Origin of the sequence: Cellulosimicrobium sp. JZ28 (assembly GCF_015327065.1) — a bacterium.
Classification (GTDB): Bacteria; Actinomycetota; Actinomycetes; order Actinomycetales; family Cellulomonadaceae; genus Cellulosimicrobium; species Cellulosimicrobium funkei.
On the sequence record NZ_CP017660.1, the window covers coordinates 837,548 to 855,549 of the forward strand.

General features: G+C 75.4%; 14 protein-coding genes and 2 pseudogenes. 4 read left to right on the forward strand and 12 right to left on the reverse strand.

All coding sequences use genetic code 11. The annotated features are described in order from the left end of the window. Positions 1–119: 119 nt before the first annotated feature. Positions 120–1,061 (reverse strand): annotated as a pseudogene (locus BJP59_RS03745) (ABC transporter permease); the annotation flags it as partial. A gap of 65 nt (positions 1,062–1,126) precedes the next feature. Between BJP59_RS03745 and BJP59_RS03750 the strand changes: the two are divergent. Both BJP59_RS03750 and BJP59_RS03755 read left to right on the forward strand, forming a co-directional pair. Beyond that, the gene (locus tag BJP59_RS03750; RefSeq protein ID WP_194522222.1) at positions 1,127–2,455 is read left to right on the forward strand and encodes an MFS transporter; all 1,329 of its coding nucleotides are present in this window, start codon (positions 1,127–1,129) and stop codon (positions 2,453–2,455) included. Positions 2,456–2,500: 45 nt separating this feature from the next. Then, complete coding sequence (locus BJP59_RS03755; RefSeq protein WP_083385320.1) at positions 2,501–3,304, forward strand: exodeoxyribonuclease III; 804 nt, start codon at positions 2,501–2,503, stop codon at positions 3,302–3,304. A gap of 10 nt (positions 3,305–3,314) precedes the next feature. Here the strand turns inward: BJP59_RS03755 and galK are convergent, their stop codons facing one another. From galK to BJP59_RS03785, 7 genes and pseudogenes are all read right to left on the reverse strand, one after another. Continuing rightward, positions 3,315–4,577 (reverse strand): galactokinase, encoded by a 1,263-nt coding sequence (gene galK / locus BJP59_RS19670; RefSeq protein WP_228485394.1) that lies wholly within the window; start codon positions 4,575–4,577, stop codon positions 3,315–3,317. Between the two features lie 24 nt (positions 4,578–4,601). Next, positions 4,602–5,804 (reverse strand): annotated as a pseudogene (galT, locus tag BJP59_RS19675) (galactose-1-phosphate uridylyltransferase); the annotation flags it as partial. 63 nt (positions 5,805–5,867) lie between these two features. Beyond that, positions 5,868–6,641 (reverse strand): DeoR/GlpR family DNA-binding transcription regulator, encoded by a 774-nt coding sequence (locus BJP59_RS03765; protein WP_194522224.1) that lies wholly within the window; start codon positions 6,639–6,641, stop codon positions 5,868–5,870. Positions 6,642–6,733: 92 nt separating this feature from the next. Then, the gene (locus BJP59_RS03770) at positions 6,734–7,945 is read right to left on the reverse strand and encodes an ABC transporter permease (RefSeq protein WP_144680548.1); all 1,212 of its coding nucleotides are present in this window, start codon (positions 7,943–7,945) and stop codon (positions 6,734–6,736) included. Then, the gene (locus tag BJP59_RS03775; protein WP_194522225.1) at positions 7,942–8,841 is read right to left on the reverse strand and encodes an ABC transporter ATP-binding protein; all 900 of its coding nucleotides are present in this window, start codon (positions 8,839–8,841) and stop codon (positions 7,942–7,944) included. Before BJP59_RS03775 ends, BJP59_RS03770 begins: the two co-directional genes overlap by 4 nt. Beyond that, a complete protein-coding gene (locus tag BJP59_RS03780) occupies positions 8,841–9,869 on the reverse strand; it encodes an efflux RND transporter periplasmic adaptor subunit (protein ID WP_194522226.1) in 1,029 nt (342 codons plus the stop codon). The genes BJP59_RS03775 and BJP59_RS03780 overlap by 1 nt, the downstream gene beginning before the upstream one ends. A gap of 423 nt (positions 9,870–10,292) precedes the next feature. Next, positions 10,293–11,441, reverse strand: coding sequence for an Mrp/NBP35 family ATP-binding protein (locus tag BJP59_RS03785; RefSeq protein WP_194522227.1), 1,149 nt, complete (start codon positions 11,439–11,441; stop codon positions 10,293–10,295). Positions 11,442–11,550: 109 nt separating this feature from the next. On the opposite strand from BJP59_RS03785, the gene BJP59_RS03790 reads away from it, so the two are divergent. Further along, positions 11,551–12,348, forward strand: a complete 798-nt coding sequence (locus BJP59_RS03790) for a maleylpyruvate isomerase N-terminal domain-containing protein (RefSeq protein WP_194522228.1) — start codon at positions 11,551–11,553, stop codon at positions 12,346–12,348. A gap of 10 nt (positions 12,349–12,358) precedes the next feature. On the opposite strand, the gene BJP59_RS03795 is transcribed toward BJP59_RS03790, so the two are convergent. Next, positions 12,359–12,868: a DUF1003 domain-containing protein gene (locus BJP59_RS03795; protein WP_086148880.1), complete on the reverse strand. Its 510-nt coding sequence runs from the start codon at positions 12,866–12,868 to the stop codon at positions 12,359–12,361. Next, positions 12,861–14,204 carry a magnesium transporter MgtE N-terminal domain-containing protein gene (locus tag BJP59_RS03800; protein WP_194522229.1) on the reverse strand — a complete coding sequence of 448 codons (1,344 nt, stop codon included), beginning with the start codon at positions 14,202–14,204 and terminating at the stop codon, positions 12,861–12,863. The genes BJP59_RS03795 and BJP59_RS03800 overlap by 8 nt, the downstream gene beginning before the upstream one ends. Positions 14,205–14,348: 144 nt before the next feature. Here BJP59_RS03800 and BJP59_RS03805 point away from each other — a divergent pair, with 144 nt between their 5' ends. Then, entirely contained in the window at positions 14,349–15,140 is a 792-nt protein-coding gene (locus BJP59_RS03805; protein ID WP_194522230.1) for a general stress protein, read from the forward strand. 280 nt (positions 15,141–15,420) lie between these two features. Here the strand turns inward: BJP59_RS03805 and BJP59_RS03810 are convergent, their stop codons facing one another. Both BJP59_RS03810 and BJP59_RS03815 read right to left on the reverse strand, forming a co-directional pair. After that, positions 15,421–17,073, reverse strand: coding sequence for an aminopeptidase P family protein (locus tag BJP59_RS03810; RefSeq protein ID WP_194522231.1), 1,653 nt, complete (start codon positions 17,071–17,073; stop codon positions 15,421–15,423). Further along, positions 17,070–17,966: an alpha/beta fold hydrolase gene (locus BJP59_RS03815; RefSeq protein ID WP_228485256.1), complete on the reverse strand. Its 897-nt coding sequence runs from the start codon at positions 17,964–17,966 to the stop codon at positions 17,070–17,072. The genes BJP59_RS03810 and BJP59_RS03815 overlap by 4 nt, the downstream gene beginning before the upstream one ends. Between the last annotated feature and the right edge of the window lie 36 nt (positions 17,967–18,002).

Below are 18,002 nucleotides of genomic sequence, written 5' to 3' on the forward strand. Positions count from 1 at the left end.
CCGCCCGGACTCGGCTGCCCTGCCGGGGGCGTCCCGGACGCGCCGCTCGGGGCGAGGTCCCGACGGAACCGCAGGGTCGCGGCCGAGAAGATGACGACGGCCATGACGGCGAGCACGGCGAACGCCCACCACAGGGACCCGAACGTGGCGCCGCGCAGCATGACCCCCTGGGAGATGATCGTGAAGTAGGTGAGGGGCAGGAGATAGCCGATCCACCGCACGCCGGCGGCCATGGCGTCCAGGGGGAAGATCATGCCCGACAGCAGGATCTGGGGCATGAGGACGAAGAACGCGCTCTGGATCGCCTGCCCGGCGGTCTGCGAGATCGTGGAGATGAACACGCCGATGCCCAGGACGACGAAGAGGAAGATCGCGGCCCCGAGGGCGAACGTGAGGACGTTGCCGTTGAACGGCACGTCGAACAGCAGCACCCCGAGCACGGTCACGACGATCATGTCCGCGGCGGCGAGGAGGAAGTACGGCGCGATCTTGCCGAGGATCACGGTGCTCGGCGCGATGGGCATCACGGCGAGCTGTTCCAATGTGCCCGCCTCGCGCTCGCGCACCAGGCCGATGCTCGTGATGATCGTGCCGATGAACGTGAGGATCAGCCCGATGATCGCGGGCACCATGACCCACGACGTCTCCAGGTCGGGGTTGTAGAGGACCTCGGTCGTGACGGGCGTCCCGGAGCCGGCGCCCACGCGCGCGAGCTCCGCGAGCGCGGACTGCGCGGCGAACAGGTTGGAGCCGTCCACCAGCGCCTTCGGCGTGCCGGCGCCGGTGACGATCGCGACGTCCACGGCGTTGTCCCGGAGCATGTCGCGCGCGTCGGCCTCGTCGTCGGTCGGCGCGGTCGTCGTGACGTCGAAGAAGTCCGGGAGGGAGCCGGCCACCTGCTCGGCCTGCGGGCCGACCACCGCGGTCTCGACCGTCGAGACGTAGAAGTTCGCGGCGTACCCGAAGATCACGAGCAGGAGCAGGGGCAGCGCGATCAGCAGACCCAGGGTGCGCCGGTCACGGACGAGCTCCCGGAGCTCCTTGACGATCATCGCCCTCATACCGCCGACGGTACGGCGCGAGCGGTGCACGCTCCAGCGCGCCGTCGAGACGCTACTCTGCGCGGGTGACGGAGCGCATCGCGACGACGGCGGCGTACGCCGTGCAGGGCTTCGGGTTCGCGGTGGTGCTCACGAGCATCCCCGGATACAAGGACCGGCTCGGCATGGGCGACGACGTCGTCACGCTCGTCGTGCTGGGCGTGTGCGTCCTCGCCGGCCTGGGGAGTGCGCTGTCGGGCGTCGTGGCGGCCGTCCGCGGTGCGCGCACGGTGGTCGTCGGGGGCTTGCTGCTCGCCGCGGCGGCGGTGGCGGGGATCGGTCTCGCGCCGTCGTGGCCCCTCTTCTTCGGGGCGATCGGCCTCTACGGGCTCGCGCTCGGCGCCGTGGACGCCGCGATGAACATGCTCGGGATCGACGTCGAGCGCGCGCACGGCCGCAGCCTGCTCGCGTCGTTCTACGCCGCGAACGCGGCCGGGGGAGTGCTCGGCGCGCTCGCGGTGTCGGGCGGCGCGCTGGCCGGTCTCGGCCAGCCGCTCGCGCTCCCGCTCGCGGCGCTGCTCGTCGCCGCGGGCGCGGCCTGGCTCGCGCTGCACCTGCCCGACGGCGGCCGTGCCGTCCCGGGTGCCGTCGCCCCGGACGCCGTGGTCCGGGATGCCGTGGTCAGCGATGCCGTGGTCCGGGACGCCGTCGTGCGGGACGCCTCGGCCGGCCCGGGCGCCGTGGCGACGCCCGGACCGGTGACGTGGGTCGCGGCGGGCACGATCGCGCTGCTCGGCGCGGGGATGCTCGCGTTCCCCGTCGCCGACTCCGCGGTGTCGAGCTGGAGCGCGACGTTCCTGCGCGACGTCCTCGCGGCGAGCGCGGCCGCCGCCCCGCTCGGGTACGCGGCGTACCAGGCGGCGCTCATCGTGTCGCGTCTCGTCGGGGACGGTCTCGTCGAGCGCCTCGGCCGGGTCCGGGTCGTGCGGCTGGGCGGCACGCTCGGCGCCCTGGGGTTCGTCGCGGTGGCGGCCGCCCCGGCCTGGCCCGTCGCCGTGCTCGGCCTCGCGGTGACCGGCCTCGGGCTCGGCGTCGTCGCGCCGCTCGCGTTCTCGGCGGTCGGGGACCGGGCCCGGGAGGCGGTCGCGTCGGGCCGGGCGGGAGCGGCGGGGGAGCCCGCCGCCGGGGTCGTGGCGACGGTCACCGACCGGGCGGTCGCGCGGCTCAACGTCTTCACCTACGCGGGCGCCGTGCTCGGCGGCGTCCTCACCGGCGTCTTCGCGACCGCCCACCACCTCCGGGTCGGCTTCGTGGTGCTGGCCGTGCTCGCCGCCGTCTCGGCGGTCCTCGCGAGCGCGTTCCGGCCCGCCCGCGTCGTCGCGGCGCCCGTGAGCGAGGCCACACCGCCCGCCTGACGCCGGGGCCCGGCGTTGTCGGTGGCGTGTGATGGGATGGCCCGCGTGCTGACCCTCGCCACCGCCAACGTCAACGGAATCCGCGCCGCCTACCGCCGGGGGATGGACGCCTGGATCGCGTCCCGGACGCCCGACGTCCTGCTGCTCCAGGAGGTGCGCGCCCCCGACTCGGTCGTCAACGACCTGCTGGAGGGCTGGCACGTCGCCCACCAGGCGTGCGACATCAAGGGCCGCGCCGGGGTCGCGGTCGCGTCGCGCCTGCCGGTGTCCGCGGTCCGCGTCGGCCTCGGGGCCGGCGAGCCCGAGCCGCCGGTCGACACCGGTCGCTGGGTCGAGGCCGACCTGGAGCTGCCCGACGGCGGCCGTCTCACCGTGGTCTCGGCGTACATCCACTCGGGCACCGTGAGCCAGCCGGAGACGATGGTCGCGAAGTACGCCTACCTGGAGAAGGTGACGGCGCGGCTGCGCGAGCTCGCCGCCACGGGCGAGAAGGTCGTCCTGGCGGGCGACCTCAACATCGCGCACCGCAACGTCGACATCAAGAACTGGAAGGGCAACCTCAAGAGCGCCGGCTTCCTCCCGGAGGAGCGCGCCTACGTCGACGTGTGGCTGGACCAGGTCGGGCTCGTGGACCTGGGCCGCGTCCACGGTGGCGAGGGCCCGGGCCCGTTCACCTGGTGGTCCTGGCGCGGGCGCGCGTTCGACAACGACTCGGGCTGGCGCATCGACTACCAGCTCGCGACGCCCTCCCTCGCGGAGCGCGCGGTCAAGGTCGAGGTCGACCGCGCGCCGTCGCACGAGGAGCGCTGGAGCGACCACGCGCCCCTCGTCGTCACCTACGACGTCTGAGCGGGAGCGCTCAGGCGACCCGCTCGGCGGGCGCGGACGGCGTCGCGAGCAGGAAGCCCGGGGCACCGAGCCCTTCGCGCTCGAACGCGGCGCGCACGGCGTCGGCGACGGCCTCGACCTGGTCCGCGCGCACGAGCGCGATCGCTGAGCCGCCGAACCCGCCGCCCGTCATCCGCGCACCGAGGGCGCCCGCGACGCGCGCCGCGTCGACCGCGACGTCGAGCTCGACGCTCGACACCTCGTAGTCGTCGCGCAGCGACGCGTGCGACGCGTTCAGCAGCGGCCCGACGGCGTCCGGCCGGCCCTCGCGCAGGAGCGCCACGAACGCGCGGACGCGGCCGATCTCGGTGACGACGTGGCGCACGCGGCGGCGCGCGACGTCGTCGGGCAGCGCGTCGAGCGCGCGGGCCAGCGCGGCCGCCGGGTCGTCGCTCGCATCCACCGCGTCGGCGAGCTCGCGCAGCGAGCCGATCCCGAGCGTGCGGGCGGCGTCCTCGCACGTGGCGCGGCGCTGCGCGTACTGGCCGTCGACGAGCCGGTGCTCCGCCCGGGTGTCCACGACGAGCAGGGCGAGACCCGCGGCGTCGAGGTCGAACGGCACCTGCGTGGCGGACTCGACCGGGTCGAGCCCGGGACGGCAGTCGAGGAGGAGCGCGTGACCGGCCTGCGCGCGCAGCGCCGCAGACTGGTCCATGCCGCCCGTGGGCGCGCCCGCGATCTCGTTCTCGGCGCGGACGCTCGCGGTGGCGAGGACGGCGCGCCCCGCGTCGGTCGCCGCGAGGCCGAGCCCGGCGACGTCGTCGAGCGCGACGGCGACCGCGCACTCGAGGGCCGCGGACGACGAGAGCCCGGCGCCGAACGGGACGCTCGAGTCGACGGCCGCGTCGAACCCGGGGACGGCGGCGGGGTCCGCGCCCTGGGCGACGAGGTGCTCGCGCAGCGCCCACGCCACGCCCGCGACGTACGAGCCCCAGCCGGCGACCTCGCCCGGGCCGACGTCCTCGAGGCGCGCCGTCCACGTCTCGCCGGGCGCCTGCGCGGACGCGAGGCGGACGAGCGAGTCGGTGCGCGGCCGCAGCGCCACGTAGGTGCGGTGGGGCAGCGCGACCGGCAGGCACAGGCCCGCGTTGTAGTCGGTGTGCTCCCCGATGAGGTTGACGCGCCCGGGCGCGGCCCACACGCGGACCTCCTCGCCGGGCTCGTCCGCGCCGAACGCCTCGGCGAGCACGGCACGGGCGCGCGCGGCGCCGTCGTCGTCCGACAGCGCGGGCACCCAGCCCCGGGCGGCGCTCGTCGGAGCGAGCTCCTGGAGGCGTGCGGCGATGCGCTCGGGCGTCGTGTCGCTGATCCACGCGCCCATGCCGGACTCCGAGCCCGCGAGGTACTTGAGCTTGCCGGGCGCGCGGAGCACGGAGAACACCTGCAGGTGCAGCCGCGCGAGGGTGACGTCGTCGGTGCCGCCGTCGGCGACCGAGCGGCCCTCGCGGGCCGGGGCCTGGTGCCACGCGGCGATGTACGGCAGGGGGATGGGCTCGCCGTCGGCCGTCTCGAAGAACCGGTCCAGGCGGCGCAGCAGCTCGAGGTAGGCGGTGGCCAGGTCGTCGCGCTCGGCGTCCGTGAGCGCGGGCAGGTCGGGCACGTCGCGCCGCGGCGCGAGGTGGACCTCGACGGGCCAGCGCGCCGCGTAGGGCACGTACGCGACCCAGTGCTCCGTCTCGAGGACCACGCGGCGGCCGTCCGCGAGCTCGGACTCGAGCACGTCGCGCAGCAGGCTGCGGCCGGTGCGGCGGTGGTGCTCGCGCGCCTGGTCGAGCAGCGTGCGCGTGCGCGGCGTCACGTACGGGTAGCCGTAGATCTGGCCGTGCGGGTGGTGCAGGGTGACGCCGATCTCCTGGCCGCGGTTCTCGAAGCAGAAGACCTGCTCGACCCCGGGCTCGGCGCCGAGCGCCGCGGTGCGGTCCGCCCACGCGTCGATGATCGTGCGCACCCGCTGCGGCGGGAGGGCGCCGAAGGACGTGCGGTGGTCGCTCGAGAAGCACACGACCTCGCACCGGCCCGCCGCCGGGGCGTGGTGCTGGAGCGGCGCGTCCTCGACCACGGCGTCCGGGACGCCCGGCACGCGCTGGAGCGACGGGAAGCGGTTCTCGAAGACGACGACGTCGTAGTCCGTGTCGGGCACCTCGCCGTCCGAGTACGCGCTGCCGGGCCGCGCGGGGCACAGCGGGCACGAGTCCGCGGCGGGCAGGAACGTGCGGTTCATCCGGTGCGCGGCGAGCGGGACCCAGTCGCCGGTGAGCGGGTCCCGGCGCATCTCCGGGCCGACGTACGGGTGCGGGGTCCCGTCCGGGCCCGGGACCGGGGCGAAGCGGTCCGGCAGCGGGCGCGGGTCGTCGAGCCGTCGCGTGCGCTCGCCCGAGACGTACGCGGGGGAGTCGTCGAAGTAGACGAGCTCGCGGCCGTCGGCGAGCCGGGTCGAGGTGCGGCGCAGGTGCGGGTTCATGCGTGCGGTGTTCCGATCGCGGTGCGGTGGGGGAGTGCGGGGGGCCGGCGCTGGGGTCGCCGGTCAGGCGACGACGAGCTGCTCGACGAGGTCCTGGACGCGCGCGCGCTCGTCCTCGGCGAGCCCGGCGTCGGTGACGAGGACGTCCACGTCGGCGAACGTCGCGAAGACGCGCAGGCCCGTGGTGTGCCACTTCGTGTGGTCCGCGAGGACGACGGTGCGCCCGGCGGACTCGATGAGCGCGCGGTTCGTCGCGGCCTCGTCGAGGTTCGGCGTCGTGAGCCCGATCTCCGGGTCGACGCCGTGCGCCCCGACGAACGCGAGGTCGACGCGCAGCCCCAACAGCGCGGCCTCGGCGAGCGGGCCGACGAGCGCGTCCGACGGCGTGCGGCTGCCACCGGTGAGGATCGTCTCCAGGCGCGGGTCGTTGGCCCGGTGCAGGATCTCGGCGACCGGGAGGGAGTTCGTCACGACCGTCAGGGGGCGCAGCGCGGGGTCCGCGGCGATGCGGGCGGCGAGCAGGTGGGTCGTCGTGCCGGCGCTCAGCGCGACCGACGCGTTCGCGGTGATGAGGCGGGCGGCGGCCGTCGCGATGGCCTCCTTCTCCGCGGCCTCGCGCGAGCTCTTCGCGGCGAACCCCGGCTCGTGCGCGGTCGTGTGGGGCGCGACGGCGCCCCCGTGCACCTTGCGGACCAGGCCCTGGTCGGCGAGCTCCACGAGGTCGCGCCGGATCGTCATGTCCGACACCCCGAGCTCCCGGGTCAGGTCACCGATGCGGACCGCGCCGTGGTCCCGGATCTCCGCGAGGATGCGCTCCTGGCGCTGTGAGGCGAGCATGCGGACAGTATTGTCCACATCGTCGAGAAATCCAACACGATCAAACACGACCGAACATCGCTCGGCCCGACGACGAGGCCGGGCCGAGCGGGTCAGTAGCGGATCGCGTCGATCACCTTGACGCGCACGGCGACGAGCGCCGGGAGGAGCCCGGCGAGCGCGCCGATCCCGACGGCGGCGAGCATGCCGGTCACCGCGGCGGAGAACGGGAACCCGGGTGCGTCCTGGACGGCCGACCCCATGAGCACGTCGAGCGGGACGTTGTGCAGGACGACGATCGCGACGGTCACGCCCAGCAGCCCCGCGACGGTGGTCGCCACGACGCTCTCCATCATCACGGAGAAGAACACGCGCCCGGAGCTCGCGCCGAAGCTGCGGCGGATCCCGATCTCGCGGATCCGGTACCGCACCGTGACGAGCGCGATGTTCACGAGCCCGAGCCCGCCGAGCAGCAGCGCGATCGCGCTCACGCCGAGCACGACCCACCGGATGGCGCCGTCGACGACCGACGCCGACGGCGCGTCGGACCGGTAGACGTCGGCCTGGACACCCTCGAGCGCGCCCGCGACGTCGCGGCGCACCGTCTCGACGAGCGCGTCGGACATGTCGTCGGGCACCCACAGCTCGAGCCGGGGCGGCCCCATCATCTCCATCGACTCGGGCGTGACCCACGTCGACTGCGCGTCGACCAGCGCGTACGCGACCGGGGCCATGTCCGGCCAGTCGTCGGGGAAGGCTCCGACCACGGTCGCGACGACCGGGTTGTCCCCGCCGATCGTCACCGTCGGGTGCTCGGCCACGGTCACGCCGCCGAGCGCGTCGAGGAACGCCTGGTTGACGACGAGCGCGGGCGCGAGGCGGTCCGCGTCCGCCTCGGTGAACCAGCGGCCCGACGTCACCTCGAAGCGGTGCATCGTGGCCCAGTCGGGCTCCACGCCCGTCGTGGTGATCTCCTGCGTGCCGTCGGGGAAGCGCACCGGTGCGGGAGCGTCGCGCAGCATCGAGGAGTAGCCGATCCCGTAGCGGTCGACGATCTCGTCGAAGACCTGCTCGTACTCCTCCGCCGCGGGCATGACGCTCCCGCCCTCGCCCGTGGGCCACGCCGACACCTGGAGGGTCGCGGCGCGCCCGTTCCACCGGTCGCTCTGCTCGGACGACACCTGGCGCAGCATCTCCCCGGCCGCCGAGATCGTGGTGATCGCGCAGACCGCGACCGCGACGCCGACGAGCGCGAGCAGCACCCGGACCTTGTGGACGCGCAGCTCGTCCCACGCCTCGATGAGGGCGCCGACGACGCCGGTCATGCCGTCTCTCCCGTGCCGCGGGCGGTGCGGGCGGAGTCGCTGGACGAGCTGCCGGCCGGCGCGCCGACCGGTGTCCGGGCGGCGAGCACCGGCCCGGTCCCGACGAGCGGGCGGGCCACGTGCTCGGCCTGGTGGTCGTGGCTCGTCCCGGGATCGTGGTCGGTGCTCGGCGCGGTGCCGAGCGCCCCGAGGGACCCGGCGCTGCGCGCGCTGATGGAGATCGGGGTGAGCACGCCGTCCGCGAGCCGGAACTGGCGGGCGGCGCGCGACGCGACGGCGAGGTCGTGCGTGATCGCGATGAGCGCGGACCCGTTCTCGCCGGCGATGGCGTCGAGCAGGTCCATGACCTCGCTCCCCGTGTCGACGTCGAGCGCTCCCGTGGGCTCGTCCGCGAGGATGACGCGCGGGACCCGCACGAGCGCACGCGCGATGGCGACGCGCTGCTGCTCGCCGCCGGAGAGCTTCTCCGGGGTCGTGTCGAGCCGGTCGCCGAGGCCGACCCGCTCGAGCATCTGGGCGGCCAGCGTGCGCCGCTGCCAGAACTGCCGTCCGCGCGCGTAGAGCAGCGGGGCGACGACGTTCTCGAGCGCGGTGCGGCCCTGCAGCAGGTTGAACTGCTGGAACACGAACCCGAAGTCCGTGCCGCGGCGCCGCGCCCGGGCGCGTCCCGAGAGCCGGCCGATCGGGACGCCGTCGAGCAGGTAGTCCCCGCTCGTCGGGCTGTCGAGGAGGCCGAGGATGTTGAGCAGGGTCGACTTGCCCGTCCCCGAGCGCCCCACGATCGAGACGTGCTCGCCCGCGCCGACCGTGAGGTCGATGCCGCGCAGGATCTCGAGCTCGCGGTCGTCGGGGAGCAGCACCGAGCGGGTGACCCCGCTGAGCTCCAGGAGGCTCATCAGTACGAGGCCTCGCTGTCGTCCGTCATCATCATGTCGTCCATGACCGGCATGACGTCCTGGCCGGGCACGAACTCGAGGACCTCGTCGCCCTCGGCGAGTCCCTCGGTCACCTGGACGACCGCGCCGTCGGTGAGACCGAGCGTCACGGTGCGCTCCTCGGGCTCGCCCTCCGCGCCGACGACCCACACCTTGCCCTGCTCGACGCGACCGAGGACCGCCGTCACGGGCACCACGAGGGCTCCCTCGACGGATCCCGCGGTGATCTCGAGCTCGGCGGCGAGCCCGGCGAAGACGGTGACGTCGCCCGGGACGGCGCACGTCACGCTCGCGGACGACGCACCGCCGGCCGGGTCGGGTGCGCCCTCCTCGGGCGCGTTCTCGGGGGCGGCGGCGGCGCCCATGCGGAGGTTCGTGCACACGAACGGCGCGGGGCCGCCGGTGACCGTGACGGTCGCCTCCCCGGGGATCTGGAGGAGCCGGAACTGCTGCTCCGCGACCATGCTGGCCGTGACCGAGAGCGTGCCGGGCGAGATGGTCGCGAAGTCCTCGCCGACCGCCACCTCCTGGTCCTTGAGCGCGGTGAACGTGGCCACCGTCCCGCCGATGGTGGCCTCGACGGTCTCCCGCGTGACCTTCGGTCGGCGCTCGGTGACCGTGACCTCGCCCGTCTCCGGGTCGGTCTCGGTGAGGGGCTCGCGGGGCTCCTCGAGGGTGACCTCGAGGAGGGGCGCGCCCGCCTCGACCACGTCGCCCGGCTTGGCGAGCACCGCCGTGACCACCCCGCGCTGCGTCACCTTCTGCGGAGCGGCCGGGTCGGCGACGACCTGCCCGGTCAGCTTCACGGTGTTGGTGACGTCTCCTGTGGAGACGGCCACGCGGGGTTCCACGAGCTCGGCCGTGGGGAACGCGGGGTCGGTCGCGGGCTCGGGTGCCGAGCGGAACGCGATCACGGCGAGCAGGGCGGCGATCGCCGCCCAGATGACGATACGGAGGGCGGGGAAGACGATCCGGCGGGTGATACCCACGTGCGGGCTCCTGGGACGACGGTGGCGGGACGGCGAGCGGGCGCTGCTGGCGGGGCCGACGACGGCCCGGCCCGAGGCTAGGGCGGCGACACGGACGGTGTCGTCATCCCTGGGGAGGAGTTCTGTCGCGGCTTCGTCACTGACGGGTCACCGACCGGTCAGGTCGACGTGACCACGTGGGACGGGCGTGCGCACCCGCCGGACGGCAGCGCTCTGCGCGGGCAGCCGGAGCGGCGTCGCAGGTCAGGGGGATCGCGAGCGAGACGAGGGCAGGGCGGAGCGGCGGCGATGCCACGACACGATCCCCCTCACCGGCCCGACGGCCGTCCCCCCGGACGAGATGCGGGCGAGACTATACCGTGGCGCGCGGAAAAGACAGGAAAAGGGCGGTGAAAGACCGGCCGACGTCCGGACGCCGTCGCGTCAGACGACCGTGACCCCGAGCGATCGCCCCGCGAGCCCGCGGGGCCGGCGCGCGAGACCCGCGGCGACGTCGCGCAGCGCGGCTGCGGCGGGGGAGTCCGGGTCGGAGAGCACGACCGGGGTGCCGCCGTCGCCCGCCTCGCGCAGCGACACGTCGAGCGGCACCTGGCCGAGGAGGGGGACGGCGGTCCCCGTGGCGCGCGACAGGTTCGCCGCGACGCGCTCGCCGCCGCCCGCGCCGAACACCTCGAGGCGCGACCCGTCGGGCTGCTCGAGCCACGACATGTTCTCGACCACGCCGACGACGCCCTGCTGGGTCTGCGTCGCGACCGACCCGGCCCGCTCGGCGACCTCCGCCGCGGCGACCTGCGGCGTCGTGACGACGACGATCTCGCTGCCGGGCAGGAGCTGCGCGACCGAGATGGCGATGTCGCCCGTGCCGGGCGGGAGGTCGAGGAGCAGCACGTCGAGGTCGCCCCAGAACACGTCCGCGAGGAACTGCTGGAGCGCACGGTGCAGCATCGGTCCGCGCCACACGACGGGCTGGCCCGGGGGCACGAACATGCCGATCGAGACGACCTTCACGCCGTGCGCGATCGGCGGCAGGAGCATGTTGTCCACGCGCGTGGGCTGCCGGTCGACGCCGAGCATGCGCGGGATGGAGAACCCGTAGATGTCGGCGTCGACGACCCCGACCTCGAGACCCTGTGCGGCGAGCGCGACCGCGAGGTTCGCGGTGACCGACGACTTGCCCACCCCGCCCTTGCCCGACGCGATCGCGTACACCTTCGTCAGCGACCCGGGCTTGGCGAAGGGGATCTCGGGCTCGCCCACGCCGCCGCGCAGCATCGTGCGCAGCTCGGCGCGCTGCTCCGCGGTCATGACGCCGAGGTCGACCCGGACGTCCGCCACGCCCTCGACAGCGCGCACCGCGGCGTCGACGTCGCGCGCGAGCGTGTCGCGCATCGGGCACGTGGCGACCGTGAGGTCGACCCCCACCGTCACGACGGCGCCCGGCGCGCCGGGCTCGACGGCGACCGAGCGGATCATGCCGAGGTCCGTGACGGGGCGGCGGATCTCGGGGTCCAGGACCGTGGTGAGGGCCTGCCGGACGGCGTGCTCGAGCGGGTCTGCGGCGGGGTCGGGCATGCCCCCATCGTAGGCGCGGCCGGAGCCCGGTCGGCCGGGTCGGAGGTCCCGGACCGGACGTGAGCCCCGTCGCACGACGAGCGCCGCGGATCGGCGCTACCGTGCACGGATGGACGCCCTGGCCTCCCTCGCGCGGGACAGCGAGCTGTTCGGCGACGCCGTGCGCAGCGCCCCGCCCGACGCGCGCGTGCCCGCGTGCCCCGAGTGGACGGGCGCCGACCTGCTCTACCACCTCGCCGAGGTGCAGGACTTCTGGGCGCGCGTCGTCGGCCCGGCTCCCGGGGAGGGGGTCGACGGCGACGAGGTCGAGCCGCTCGCGCGGCCGGCGTCCGACGCCGAGCTGCCCGCGCTGCTCCAGCGCTCGACGAGCCGGCTCGTCGCGGCGCTCACCGGTCGCGACCCCGACGAGCCGTGCTGGTCGTGGCACGACGACGGCCGGCACGTCGGCTGGGTGCTGCGGCGCCAGGCGCACGAGGCGCTCGTCCACCGCGCCGACGCGGAGCTCACGGCCGGGCGTGACGTCACGCCCGCCGACCCGGGTGTCGCGGCGGACGGCGTCGACGAGGTGCTGTCCGTCATGGTGGACGGGGTGCCCGGGTGGGGCGTCTTCACGCCCGACGGCGCGACGGTCTCCGTCGTCGTCGACGGGCCGGGGGAGCGGCCGCGGAGCTGGGAGCTCGCGTTCGGCCGCTTCACGGGGACCGGTCCGGAGTCGGGGACGGCGTACGACCTCGACGTCGCCCAGCTCGTCGACCTGCCCGGCTCGACGACCACGCAGGTGGCCGGCCCGGCCTGGGCGCTCGACCTGTGGCTCTGGGGCCGCGGCCCGGCGGACGGGCTCGTCGTCACGGGCGACCCCGCCCTCGCCGCGCGCCTGCGCCGGGTCGCGGCGGAGGGCACGCAGTAGGGCCCCGGGGTCAGCGGTCGGCGACCTCGTCGTCGGGCTGACGCGCCGCCTTCTCCTCCAGCTCCTCGAGCAGGTTGCGGATCTCGGACCGCACGAAGTCGCGCGTGGCGACCTCGCTCAGCGCGATGCGCAGCGCGGCCATCTCGCGCGCGAGGTACTCGGTGTCCGCGAGGTTGCGCTCCGCGCGCTGGCGGTCCTGCTCGGCGGTGACGCGGTCGCGGTCGTCCTGCCGGTTCTGTGCGAGCAGGATGAGCGGCGCGGCGTACGACGCCTGGAGCGAGAGCATGAGCGTGAGCGCGGTGAACCCGAACTCGGCGGAGTCGAACCGCAGCCCCTCCGGGCCCCACGAGTTCCACGCGATCCACAGCGCGCAGAAGACGGTGAGGTAGACGAGGAACCGCGGGGTGCCGAGGAAGCGCGCGATGCCCTCGGTCGAGCGGCCGACGGCATCCTGGTCGACCTTGACGCGCGGGAAGAACGTGCGGCGCGCGGTCTTCGGGGTGTCGAGGCGGTCAGCCACGGGCCACCCCCGCGGTGCCCGGACGGCCGGGCGTGCCCGCGGTGGGCGTGCGCCCGTCCGCGACGGCCCGGCGCGCGGCCTCGGTGTCCTCGTCGTCGGTCTCGCGCCAGTCGTCGGGCAGCATGTGGTCGAGAACGTCGTCCACGCTGATCGCGCCGAGCAGGCGTTTCTCCGCGTCGAGCACGGGCACGCACAGCAGGTCGTAGGTCGCGAGGATGCGGGTCACGCGCCCGAGCGGCGCGTCGGGCGTGACGCCCTCGACGTCGGAGTCGAGCACCGAGCCGACGGCCGCGTGCGGGGGCTCGCGCAGCAGGCGCTGGAAGTGCGCGACGCCGAGGAACCGGCCCGTGGGCGTCTCGAGCGGCGGGCGCGCGACGAACACCATCGACGCGAGCGCGGGCGCGAGGTCCTTGCGGCGGATCTGCGCGAGCGCGGTCGCGATGGTGGTCTCCGGGCCGAGCACGACCGGGTCGGACGTCATGAGCCCGCCCGCGGTGTCCTCGGCGTAGGAGAGGAGGCGGCGCACGTCGCGCGCCTCGTCGGGCTCCATGAGCTCGAGGAGCTGGGCGGCCTGGGCCTCGGGGAGCTCGTGCAGGAGGTCGGCCGCGTCGTCGGGCTGCATCGCCTCGAGGACGTCGGCGGCGCGGTCCGTGTCGAGCCCGGAGAGGATCGCGACCTGGTCGTCCTCGGGCAGCTCCTCCAGCACGTCGGCGAGCCGCTCGTTGTCGAGCGCGCCCGCGACCTCGAGCCGACGCGTGTCGCCGAGGTCGTGGATGACGTCGGCGAGGTCGGCGGGCTTGAGGTCGTCGTAGGCGGCGAGGAGCATCGCGGCGCCCTGCGCCTCGGTGCTCCCGGCGAGCCCGGTCACGGCGTCGACGTCGACGACGAGCGCGTCGCCCCGCCGGCGCAGCCCGAGCGTGCCCTTGTGCTGCGCCTGCCGGCGCACGTACAGCTTGGTGACGAGCCAGTCCCCGGTGCGCTGGCGCTCGATCGCGAGGTCCTCGACCGTCGCCGAGCCCGACCCGTCGACGAACTGCACCGTGCGCTCCAGGAGCTCGCTCACGGCGAGCGTCTCCATCGCGCGCTGCTCGAACCGGCGCATGTTGACGAGCCCGGTGGAGATGACCTGGCCCGCGTCGATGCTCGTCACGCGCGTCAGGGGCAGGAAGACCCGACGCCGGCCGGGCACCTCGACGACCAGGCCCACCGCGCGCGGGGCTCCCTTGGGCCGGATGAGCACGACGACGTCCCGCACCCGCCCGACCTGGTCGCCGATGGGGTCGAACACGCTGGTCCCGGCCAGGCGCGCGACGAAGACGGTGGTGGCTGCACTCACGCCGCCAGCCTACGCACGCGCCCCGGTCGCCGCGCTCCGTCCCGGCAGGTGGCGGGCGTCACCGGTCGCCTCCCGGCCGTCGGTCGCGGGCCGGGCGACGGGACGGCCCTCGCGCGCTCCGCCCGGGTAGGACAGACTGGGCGAATGAGCATGTCACGCCCGGGTGCCGTCCCCCGTGTCCCCACCCCGCCGCGCGGCGAGGAGGTGGCGTCGTACGCGACCTACCTCGAGGCGCAGAAGGCGGTCGACTTCCTCTCGGACAACAAGTTCGCGGTCGAGCTCGTGACGATCGTCGGCACCGACCTCAAGATGGTGGAGCGCGTGACGGGCCGCCTCACCTACGGTCGCGTCGCGATCGCGGGTGCCGCCTCGGGCGCGTGGTTCGGCCTCTTCGTCGGCCTGCTGCTCTTCATGTTCTCCGGCCAGGGCGGGTTCGTGCTCACCGCCGTCGGGATCGGCGCCGGGTTCGGCCTGCTCTTCTCGGTGCTGTCGTACGCGCTGACGCAGGGCAAGCGCGACTTCACGTCGCAGAGCCAGATCGTCGCCTCGTCCTACGGCATCCTCTGCGCGCCCGAGCGCGCGGGCGAGGCGCGCCAGCTCCTGGGCCGCATGCCCGAGGGTGCGGGCGGCGTCCGCGGGCCCGCCGCGCCGGCCAACCCCGGCTGGGGCACGCCCGGCACCCCCGGCACCACGCCCCCCGCCGCGCCGCCCGCGCCGACCCCGGAGCCCTCGGCGGGCGTCCCCGCGCCGGCCCCTCCGGCGGCGCCGCCGGCACGCACGCCCGACCCGCGCTGGACGACGCCGACGGGCGAGCCGCGCTACGGCGCGATGCGCCCGACGTCGGACCAGCCGACCGACGCGCCGGCGCCCGACGCCGCACCCGGGCCGGCGCCCGCCCCCGGCGCGCACCCCGACCAGCCCGAGCGCCCGGCCTGACGCACCGCTCGCGGGGCGACCGGGACGTCTCCCGGAGGAGACGACGAGGGCCGGCCGTCGGACGTCGTCGTCCGTCGGCCGGCCCTCGGCGGAAGCACCGCTAGCGCTTCCGCGACTTCACTGCGGTCTCGGCAGCCCTCTCGCGCTTCTGGGCGCGCTTCTCCTTGATGGACATCGACGCTTCCTTCTTGATGCTCTTCGCCACGTGAGTTCACCTCCCCTCACCGGTGGATGAACGGGCCACCATAGCCCAGTTCCTCCGCCGGTGAGCCGGGCCCGCTCAGCCGCGCAGCCGCGCCATCCAGGCCTCGACGTCCTCGGGCCGACGGGGGAGCGCGGCCGACAGGTTCTCGTTGCCGTCGGCGGTGACGAGGACGTCGTCCTCGATGCGGACACCGATGCCGCGGTACTCCGCCGGGACGGCCAGGTCGTCCGCCTTGAAGTACAGCCCCGGCTCGATCGTGAAGACCATGCCCGGCTCGAGCACCCCGTCGAGGTAGAGCTCGCGGCGCGCCTGCGCGCAGTCGTGCACGTCGAGGCCGAGGTGGTGGCTCGTGCCGTGCACCATCCAGCGGCGGTGCTGCTGGCCCTCGGGCGAGAGCGACTCGGCGGCGCTCACCGGGAGCAGGCCCCACTCCTCCAGGCGCGCGGCGATGACCTCCATCGCGGCGGCGTGCACGTCGCGGAAGCGCGCGCCCGGCACCGCGACCGCGAACGCGGCGTCCGCGGCGTCGAGCACGGCCTGGTACACGCGGCGCTGGACGTCGGTGAACTCGCCGTCGACGGGCAGCGTGCGCGTCACGTCGGCCGTGTAGAGCGAGTCGACCTCGACGCCCGCGTCGAGCAGCACGAGCTCCCCGGTCCGCACGACGCCGTCGTTGCGGATCCAGTGCAGCGTCGTCGCGTGCTCGCCGGCCGCGGCGATCGTCTCGTACCCGACGGTGTTCCCCTCGAGGCGCGCGTGGGCGTCGAACGTCGTCTCGATGACCCGCTCGCCGCGGCGGTGCCCGACGGCGCGCGGCAGGCTCCGCACGACCTCCTCGAAGCCCGCGATCGTCGCCGCGACGGCCTCGCGCATCTGCTCGACCTCGTGCGCGTCCTTGACCAGGCGCAGCTCGGAGACGGCCTCGACGAGCGCGGCGTCCGTGCGGCGGTACGCGGCCTCGGCGCGCGCGAGCCACTCGGCCTCGGAGAGCTGCTGGTCCTCGGCGGACCCGGCGGCCTCGACGTCGTCGACGCCCGCCTCCGCGCGGATCGCCTCGACGAGCGCCTCCACGGCCTCGTCCGCGCCCGCGACGACGAGGAGCGTGACCCCGCCGGCGCCGACGTCCTTCGCGAGCGCGTCGCGCAGCTCGTCGACGTGCCGCGCCTCCACGCCGGTCGCGGTCGTGACGTCGTCGAGCGACGGGCGGGCGCCGACCCAGAACTCGCCGTACCGCGCGTCGGCGTAGAACTCCTCCGTGTCGCGCGCGGCGAGCGGGCGGACGTACAGCACGGCGTGGTGGTCGGACCCGGCGTCCCCGGTGCCCGGCTCCACGGGGTGCAGCACGAGCACCGCGTCGGGCTCCTGGTCCGTGCCGTAGCCCGTGAGGTGCGCGAACGCCGAGTGCGGGCGGAAGCGGTAGTCCGTGTCGTTCGAGCGCGTCTTCAGCGGGCCCGCGGGCACGACGAGGCGCGCGCCCGGGAACCGGGCCGACAGCGCGGCGCGGCGCGCGACGGTGAACGGCGCGGCCGGCAGCGGCTCGACGTCGAGCGCGGCGCGCGGCGCCCAGCCGCTCGTGATGAAGGCCTTGAACGCGTCGGAGTCCGGGCGCTGGGAGCGGTTGCTCCCGCGCGCGGCCAGGTCCTGGGCCTCGCCGGGGCCGGCGTGCTCGGCGGCCTGGTCGGGCGTCTCGGACAGGGGCGCGGGCGTGACGGGGGTGGCGTCGGTCATGCCCCCAGTCTCGCACCGCGCACGCGGCCGAAGTCCGCGAGCGCGCGCCCGAGCACGCGGTTGAAGGCCTCGGGGGCCTCGCTGTTGACGTCGTGGCCGGCACGCGGCACGACGACGAGCGCCGCGTCCGCGGCCGCGGCGAGGTAGCGCTGCTCGTCGAGGCGCATGTGGTCGCGCGCGCCGTTGACGAGCCACACCGGGACGTCGACGTCGCGCACGTGGGCGAGCCACGAGCGACCCGCGAGCTGGGTGAGCGCGTCGGTGACGACGTGCCAGCCGGGCGCGACCGGCGTCGGCGGCCCGGCGTCGGCCGGCCCGGCCAGCGCGTACGACGACGCGGCACCGCCCGGCAGGCCGCGCCCGCCGCGGGCGATCGTGCCCCACGCGGTCGCGGTCGTGCGCGCGGCCCAGCGCGCGCCGCGGCCGACGGCGCCGCCCCCGGCGACGACGAGGCGCGCGACGTCGCGGTACAGCGCGACGGGCTTGCCCTTGGGGTCGGACGTGCAGGCCGCGGCGACCACGCCCGCGAGGTTCGCGGGGCGTCGGGCCGCCCAGGCGAGCGACGTGTAGCCGCCGAGCGAGAGGCCGACGAGCGCGACCCGGCGGTCGGGGCCGAACGACGCGGCCGCCTCGTCGAGCACCTCGAAGGAGCGGTCGAGCGTGAAGCGCTCGTGCGCGCGGGCGCCGTGCGCGGGCAGGTCGACCGCGACGGCGTCGTGGCCGAGGGCGCGCACGTGCTCGACCTGGTGGTCCCAGATCGCGCCCGAGGTGCGCATGCCGTGGACGAAGACCACAGCGGGCGGGGCCTGCGCGGGGTCGGGGGACGCCGGCATCGAGGGGGTCGAGGGGGAGGTCGTCGCGAGGGCTGCCGTGGGGGGCGTCGTGAGGGTCATCGCTCCCGACTCTGGCACCCCAGCCTGGGACGACCG

Excerpts from the sequence above, each read along its gene's own strand:
- BJP59_RS03765 (WP_194522224.1), bottom strand. The coding sequence starts at position 6,641 with ATGCTCGCCTCACAGCGCCAGGAGCGCATCCTCGCGGAGATCCGGGAC.
- BJP59_RS03770 (WP_144680548.1), bottom strand. The coding sequence starts at position 7,945 with ATGACCGGCGTCGTCGGCGCCCTCATCGAGGCGTGGGACGAGCTGCGC.
- BJP59_RS03775 (WP_194522225.1), bottom strand. The coding sequence starts at position 8,841 with ATGAGCCTCCTGGAGCTCAGCGGGGTCACCCGCTCGGTGCTGCTCCCC.
- BJP59_RS03785 (WP_194522227.1), bottom strand. The coding sequence starts at position 11,441 with ATGCCCGACCCCGCCGCAGACCCGCTCGAGCACGCCGTCCGGCAGGCC.
- BJP59_RS03790 (WP_194522228.1), top strand. The coding sequence starts at position 11,551 with ATGGACGCCCTGGCCTCCCTCGCGCGGGACAGCGAGCTGTTCGGCGAC.
- BJP59_RS03805 (WP_194522230.1), top strand. The coding sequence starts at position 14,349 with ATGAGCATGTCACGCCCGGGTGCCGTCCCCCGTGTCCCCACCCCGCCG.
- BJP59_RS03810 (WP_194522231.1), bottom strand. The coding sequence starts at position 17,073 with ATGACCGACGCCACCCCCGTCACGCCCGCGCCCCTGTCCGAGACGCCC.
- BJP59_RS03815 (WP_228485256.1), bottom strand. The coding sequence starts at position 17,966 with ATGACCCTCACGACGCCCCCCACGGCAGCCCTCGCGACGACCTCCCCC.